Raw genomic sequence first — 6,429 nt, 5'->3', positions numbered from 1 at the left:
ATTTGAAAATTCAAAAAAATCAAAATTCGAAAATAACAATTGTATTAATGATTAGAGTAAAAATAAGGGGAATGGAGAAATTATGGAGAAAGACACTGCTTTGTAAGGGGCATATTTTATCATCTTGAGCAGAGAGGAGGATGCATAGCATATTGTAAAATATAGAGATAAACAATGGAAAAGTGCTATGCAAATGAAGAGCATGAAGGGACGTTTAAGGCCAGGTGATACGGTAGCAATTGGTTTAATGCTATTTGCATTATTTTTAGGAGCAGGAAATTTAATTTTTCCGCCAGTTTTAGGTCAACAAGCAGGAGAGAATGTTTGGATTGCTACAATAGGATTCCTTGTAACGGGAGTCGGATTACCCCTACTAGCTGTAACAGCTGTCGCGTTTGTAGAGGGGGACTTGAAAGCGCTGTCTTCTAGAGTCCACCCTATATTTGCGTTTATTTTCCCATTGATTAGTTATTTAGCAATTGGACCATTTTTCGCAATTCCGCGTACTGGAGCTGTTTCGTTTGAAATGGGTATGAAGCCGTTTTTATCAGAGGCAATGGTTTCAGAGTGGTACATGCTATTTCTTTTCACGATAGTTTTCTTCGGAATAACGTGGTATTTATCATTAAATCCATCTAAATTAGTGGATTGGTTCGGAAAGTTTCTTACGCCACTATTGGTATTAATTGTCGCTGTTATTGTCGGAAAGGCAATTATTGATCCAATTGGAGAGCCGGCTGCGCCGTTAGCTGCTTACAAAGAAAATGCTTTCTTTGGTGGATTTATTCAAGGATATTTAACGATGGATGCAATTAGTGCTCTCGTATTTGGAATTGTCGTTGTACAAGTTATTCGCTCTAAAGGGATAAAAGAGAGTAGTCAAATTGCAAAAATAACAGTCGTATCAGGTATTATTGCTGTACTTGGTTTAACGTTAATTTATTTATCACTTGCTTATCTTGGTTCAACAAGTACATCACTTGGTGTCTCAGAAAACGGTGGTCTTATTTTAACGAATGTTGTAAATGAGCTATATGGGACGAGTGGTAAAATTTTATTGGGGCTTGTTATTATACTCGCTTGTTTAACAACTTCTGTTGGGTTAACATCTGCGTGTGCGGGTTTCTTTACAAACTTATTCCCAAAACTTTCACATAAAACGATTGTAACAATGGTATGTGTATTTAGTTTAATTGTATCTAACCTAGGTTTAACACAATTAATCGCCGTAACATTACCTGTGTTAATGATCATTTATCCAGTTGCAATTGTATTAATCGTACTTTCGTATTTCCATAAGTGGATTGGGAAGCGTAATAAAATTTATATTGGAGCTATTTTAGGTGCATTGTTAATTAGTTTCTTTAACGGTTTAGAAAGTGCGAACATTAAAATTGACGTGATTTCTAATGTACTACAAATGTTACCGTTATATAACGAAGGAATCGGATGGTTAATTCCATCATGTATTGGCGGGATTCTCGGTTTCTTCCTCTATAAATCAAATGAATCAAGTAAATTACAAAAGAAAGGTGCTTAGGCACCTTTCTTTTTTTGAAGGGGATTTTTATATTTTGTCTAAGTAATAATTGGGAGGAATGATAAAATGGCTAATTTTGAAGATTTTTTAAATTTGGATTTGCGAATTGGAACTGTAATACATGCAGAGGAATTTAAAGAAGCGAGAGTTCCAGCGATTAAACTAGAAATTGATTTTGGAGAAATTGGGATAAAGCAGTCAAGTGCTCAAATTACGAAAAGGTATAGTCCAGAAGGTTTAGTCGGTCAACAAATTGTTGCTGTTGTAAATTTTCCGCCAAAGCGTGTAGCTGGATTTAAATCGGAAGTGCTTGTGCTTGGCGGCGTTCCTGAAGCTGATGATGTTGTGTTGCTTCAGCCTAATATGGAATTGCCAAATGGAACAAAAATTAGCTAGGGTGAAGGCAGGGGCTAATATGGGTATCGGACGAGAATATTTACAATGTGCGATTTCGAACTTTAAAGCAACAAAGAAGCAAGGGGAACGGGCACTTTCTCAATTATCATACGAACAAATACAATGGTCTTCTCATGAAGAAACAAATAGTATAGCGATTATTATAAAGCATCTGCATGGTAATATGCGTTCTAGATGGACGGATTTTTTAACATCTGATGGTGAAAAAGTTGATCGTGACCGAGATGGTGAATTTGAAGGAGGCTATTCTTCAAAGAAGGAAGCCCTTGCAGCGTGGCAAGAAGGATGGGAATACGTTTTTAATACGATGAATACGATATTGCCGGAACATCTATTGAAGACGGTATACATTCGTGGTGAAGCTCATACGGTCCTGCAAGCAATTGAAAGGCAAATTTCTCATTATGCATTGCATATTGGACAGATTATTTACATCGGTAAAATGTTAAAAGAAAATGAGTGGCTATGTTTAAGCATTCCTAAAGGACAGTCAACTCGTTATGTAGAGAAAAAACGTTCAACATAATAATAAGAAAGAAACCGATAAAAAATGGGGAAAAAGAAAGTCAGCCAAATAATAGATGGTTCTGTAATCATAAGAATACTGCCAAAAATAAGTCCATATACAATAAGAAAGAAATTGAAAAGTGTATTCACAGGGAGAAACCGTGAGATGAACACTTGCTGTCGTTTAAAACAATCACTGTGAAATAAATAAAAGCGGAAGCACCATGTGGCTGTAATAAGATCTTTCTTTCTTACAATTCTTTTTTTGCATGTATGACAGATAAATGGTGGTTGCATTTCATTACGCTCCATTTTTTATTTTCATAATAATGTGAGACAAAAGTAGGTACAAAGTGTATGTTCCTATATACGCTCCTGCAATAAGGAAAAATGGATTCAGTAAAATTCCATGAATGCTTGTCATGAAAACTAAATCTTGTATTAAAACATCGTATATATTAATGGAAATAATTGTACCGAGTACATACAGTGCCAAGTACGCAGAAATATGTAGCACAATAGAGACTTTTGGATGCTTAGCGGACAAATAAAAAATGAATGATAGAGCGATTGGTAATATTCCTATTAATAGCTTCAATTCATTTCACCTCATTAACAATATAGCCGAAATTTTAACGGTCTATTCTCTAGGGCTTGTACATAACTTGAAATAGAGAGGTGATAGTATGAATCGGGGCTTTTTTTTTATGAAGTTTACAAGCATGCGTAAGTTAGTTTTATTTGTTATTACTACAGTGCTAGCGACTTTTTTTCTTATTAGTATGATGGTAACCTCTATGAAAGAGACGAAGTCAACGTATTTATATAATTGGTTAAATGAGTTATCGATGAATGGTTACATGTATGTACTTGGAAAAGAGAATCATTATTTTACACAGGAGTATCGAAATTTGAATCAAGATTTTTCAATTTCTTCTTTTCTCTTTTCTATGGCTACAAATATTCGCTTTAATGATGTACGCAGTTTTGTCGGGAAAGAGCTCCCTGGGTTTGGTAAGTACGATACAGAAATTGTTATTGCGGGTGAGGGTACAAATTATTCTAACTTACCGATAGAGTCGAGTGTCCCTCTTGAAGAAGTAGTGAAGGAACGGACTAGTGGAACTGGACAAGCACCTAAACAAGATACGAGTAAAGAGAAAAAACAGCCGTCCCAAACGACCGGGAAAAGACAAGTTGCGTTTATTTATCATACACATAGCTGGGAATCCTATTTACCTTTACTTAACTTAACGAATGACCCGAATCCGAATAAAGCAACGAGTTCTGTATCGAATATTTCTATATTAGGAGACCGTTTCCGTGAACAACTAGAAGGTGAAGGAATTGGCGCCACTAACGATAAGAGTGATGTTGGTCAAAAGTTAATAAGTAAAGGTTTAAACAGTAATAGTTCGTATAAGATGTCACGAGAAATTGTGCAGCAAGCTATGGCTGGAAATAAAGATCTTCAATACTTTTTTGATTTGCATCGTGATAGTGCCCGAAAGAATGTAACGACAAAAACAATTGGAGATAAATCATATGCAAAGCTTGCATTTGTAGTAGGGAAAGGAAATAAAAACTATGAAAAAAACTTACAATTAGCGACAGCTTTACATGAGGCGATTAATAAGAAGTATCCAGGAGTGAGTCGTGGGGTCATTCAAAAAGGGTTCCAGACAGGAAATGGAATCTATAATCAAGACCTATCAGGACAAGCGATATTAATAGAAGTTGGCGGTGTAGATAATACAGAGGAAGAATTGAATCGATCAATTGATGCACTTGCTAAAGCATTTGGTGAATATTTTTGGCAGGCAGAAAAAGTGAATGGATAAAGTGAAATTTAAATTGGTGAGAGACCTCACCTGATGAAGATGAGTTCACAGTATTTTTGAAAAAACGTAAGTGTAATGCTTGCGTTTTTTCTTTGTAATGATGAGACGTCACAGAATAGACATAATTTGTCGTTGTTATAGTAATATCGAAATTTGTCAATTTATAGTAGGAGATTTACAAAGGGATTTTCGGGAAAGTAGAGAAAATCTTTTTATAAGGAAAACTTTTTATTATGAAACTGGTAGGGTGATTGAAGTGATTAGGGAAATCGAAATAGAAGATGCAGCATCATTTTTGCAATTAAGTAAGCAATTAGATGAAGAAACGAAGTTTATGTTATATGAACCAGGAGAAAGAAAAACTACAGCTGAGCAACAAGAAAAAATGATCCATCGCTTTATAGAAAATGAATATGCAACAATATTTGTAGCAGTTGAAGATGAGAGGATAGTAGGTTTTATATTAGTGAATGGAAATAACATTCAAAGAAAGAGGCATGTAGCAACCATTGTAATTGGTATTTTGCAAGAGTATAACGGGCGAGGTATTGGGACGAGATTGTTTAAAGAGGTTGAGAAGTGGGCAAAATTACATGATGTATGGCGTTTAGAATTAACAGTAATGGCCCACAATACAAGAGCTCAGGCACTATATAAAAAAGCTGGATTCGAGAAAGAAGGTGTCAAAAAAGCTGCTCTTATTATCGATGGAAAGAGCATCGATGAGTATGAAATGGCCAAATTATTAAAATAAGAGGTCGTTATATGAAAAAAAGATGGGCACTACTTGGTATCATAGCTGCAATAATTATTGTTGGAGTAGCAGGAATCAATTATAAAATGTATAAGGATAAGCAGGCGCGGGAAGTAAGTGTAAATAGCATATTTCCGAAAGCAAAAGAAACGATTGCTAATATGGATGGGGATATTGCGGTAATTAATAATCCGAATTCAATGCTTGTACTTGTGAATAAAAGTAGGCGTTTACCAGATGGGTATAGACCGCCAGATTTAGTTATTCCGAAAGTGCGCTACTCTAGTGAAGGTGATCAAGAAAAGAAAAAGATGAGAAAAGAGGCAGCGAGGGCGCTTGAGGATATGTTTCAGCAGGCTGACAACGAGCGTATTTTCCTGTTTGCAGTTTCTGGATTTAGATCTTTTGATCGACAAAAAGCATTAAATACGATGTATAAAAAACAAGATGGAGAAGCAAAAACAGCAATGTCTAGCGCGGTTCCTGGTACAAGTGAGCATCAAACTGGACTAGCTATGGATATTACGTCTCAATCTGCTAAATTTCAGTTAGAGACGGTTTTTGGGGAAACGAAAGAAGGTCAGTGGCTTTCTGAAAATGCCCATAAATTTGGTTTTGTGATTCGATACACAAAAGCGAAAGAGACGATTACGGGCTATCGGTATGAACCATGGCACGTAAGGTATGTGGGAAATCCACAAGCTACATATTTGTATGATAATCAACTGACGCTTGAAGAAGTAACAGAGTGAACAATTGAGGGGAGAGGCGTACAATGACGATGTTATATAAGAAAAAAGTACATGCATATATTACAAGAGAAAAAGAGGGGGTTATGCAATTACTTGTTTTTAAACATCGTGATATACATGAAGCTGGTATTCAAGTGCCAGGGGGAACGGTTGATGAAGGTGAAACGTTAGAAGCGGCTATATTGCGTGAAGTACAGGAAGAATCCGGATTGCGTCATTTATGCATAGAGCGTTTTTTAGCAGATTACATTATACATATGAAAGAAAAACAGGAATATGAAAAACGCCACTTTTTCCATGTAACTTTACTAACAGATGTAAAGGATACTTGGGAACATATTGTAAGTGCTGGTGAGGAAGATAAAGGATTAGTATTTTGCTACGAATGGATTAATATTGCAAAATGCCCTGAATTAGCTGGGAAACAAGGTGAGTTTTTACATTTGTTAGATGAAGTATACGCACAGTAATGTAAGAGTCTGAAGCGAAGGTTAATCCGTTTCAGACTTTTTTTATTTTTCGGGAAATTAAAGGTGTTTAAATAAGGAAATTGAATTTCTTTAAAGGGATATTAATTTAGGATGTGTTGAGGTGAAAAAATGAAAAAGTAAGGGGTAT

9 protein-coding genes are annotated in these 6,429 nt (G+C 35.7%); 7 read left to right on the top strand and 2 right to left on the bottom strand.

The window, feature by feature from the left end; translation table 11 throughout:
• The first annotated feature begins 202 nt into the window (after positions 1-202).
• The 3 genes from brnQ4 to MR167_RS19430 all read left to right on the top strand — a co-directional run bounded on the left by brnQ4 (position 203) and on the right by MR167_RS19430 (position 2,483).
• Complete coding sequence (gene brnQ4, locus MR167_RS19440) at positions 203-1,540, top strand: branched-chain amino acid transport system II carrier protein BrnQ4 (RefSeq protein ID WP_416808466.1); 1,338 nt, start codon at positions 203-205, stop codon at positions 1,538-1,540.
• 66 nt (positions 1,541-1,606) lie between these two features.
• Positions 1,607-1,936 (top strand): chaperone CsaA, encoded by a 330-nt coding sequence (gene csaA / locus MR167_RS19435; protein ID WP_001263021.1) that lies wholly within the window; start codon positions 1,607-1,609, stop codon positions 1,934-1,936.
• A complete protein-coding gene (locus tag MR167_RS19430; protein ID WP_000435822.1) occupies positions 1,917-2,483 on the top strand; it encodes a DUF1572 domain-containing protein in 567 nt (188 codons plus the stop codon). The genes csaA and MR167_RS19430 overlap by 20 nt, the downstream gene beginning before the upstream one ends.
• Here the strand turns inward: MR167_RS19430 and MR167_RS19425 are convergent.
• On the bottom strand, positions 2,456-2,761 hold the full coding sequence (locus tag MR167_RS19425; protein ID WP_043333388.1) for a hypothetical protein: 306 nt from the start codon (positions 2,759-2,761) through the stop codon (positions 2,456-2,458). The two genes, MR167_RS19430 and MR167_RS19425, sit on opposite strands and share 28 nt — an antisense overlap.
• A gap of 4 nt (positions 2,762-2,765) precedes the next feature.
• The gene (locus MR167_RS19420) at positions 2,766-3,062 is read right to left on the bottom strand and encodes a hypothetical protein (RefSeq protein WP_000770731.1); all 297 of its coding nucleotides are present in this window, start codon (positions 3,060-3,062) and stop codon (positions 2,766-2,768) included.
• A gap of 88 nt (positions 3,063-3,150) precedes the next feature.
• Between MR167_RS19420 and spoIIP the strand changes: the two genes are divergently transcribed.
• The 4 genes from spoIIP (at position 3,151) to MR167_RS19400 (ending at position 6,281) form a co-directional block, all read left to right on the top strand.
• The gene (spoIIP, locus tag MR167_RS19415) at positions 3,151-4,305 is read left to right on the top strand and encodes a stage II sporulation protein P (protein ID WP_001079284.1); all 1,155 of its coding nucleotides are present in this window, start codon (positions 3,151-3,153) and stop codon (positions 4,303-4,305) included.
• 256 nt (positions 4,306-4,561) lie between these two features.
• Positions 4,562-5,059 carry a GNAT family N-acetyltransferase gene (locus MR167_RS19410; protein WP_242315270.1) on the top strand — a complete coding sequence of 166 codons (498 nt, stop codon included), beginning with the start codon at positions 4,562-4,564 and terminating at the stop codon, positions 5,057-5,059.
• Between the two features lie 11 nt (positions 5,060-5,070).
• Positions 5,071-5,811, top strand: coding sequence for a M15 family metallopeptidase (locus tag MR167_RS19405; protein WP_000747643.1), 741 nt, complete (start codon positions 5,071-5,073; stop codon positions 5,809-5,811).
• A gap of 23 nt (positions 5,812-5,834) precedes the next feature.
• Entirely contained in the window at positions 5,835-6,281 is a 447-nt protein-coding gene (locus MR167_RS19400) for an NUDIX hydrolase (protein WP_000178282.1), read from the top strand.
• Positions 6,282-6,429 lie beyond the last annotated feature (148 nt).

Origin of the sequence: Bacillus cereus group sp. BfR-BA-01355, from assembly GCF_022663675.1 — a bacterium.
Lineage (GTDB): Bacteria > Bacillota > Bacilli > Bacillales > Bacillaceae_G > Bacillus_A > Bacillus_A thuringiensis_S.
This window is presented reverse-complemented; position numbering and strand designations above follow the sequence as displayed.

Bases quoted from the DNA above. Each gene is read 5' to 3' on its own strand.
- brnQ4 (WP_416808466.1), top strand. From the start codon at position 203: ATGAAGGGACGTTTAAGGCCAGGTGATACGGTAGCAATTGGTTTAATG.
- csaA (WP_001263021.1), top strand. From the start codon at position 1,607: ATGGCTAATTTTGAAGATTTTTTAAATTTGGATTTGCGAATTGGAACT.
- MR167_RS19430 (WP_000435822.1), top strand. From the start codon at position 1,917: ATGGAACAAAAATTAGCTAGGGTGAAGGCAGGGGCTAATATGGGTATC.
- MR167_RS19425 (WP_043333388.1), bottom strand. From the start codon at position 2,761: ATGCAACCACCATTTATCTGTCATACATGCAAAAAAAGAATTGTAAGA.
- spoIIP (WP_001079284.1), top strand. From the start codon at position 3,151: ATGAATCGGGGCTTTTTTTTTATGAAGTTTACAAGCATGCGTAAGTTA.
- MR167_RS19405 (WP_000747643.1), top strand. From the start codon at position 5,071: ATGAAAAAAAGATGGGCACTACTTGGTATCATAGCTGCAATAATTATT.
- MR167_RS19400 (WP_000178282.1), top strand. From the start codon at position 5,835: ATGACGATGTTATATAAGAAAAAAGTACATGCATATATTACAAGAGAA.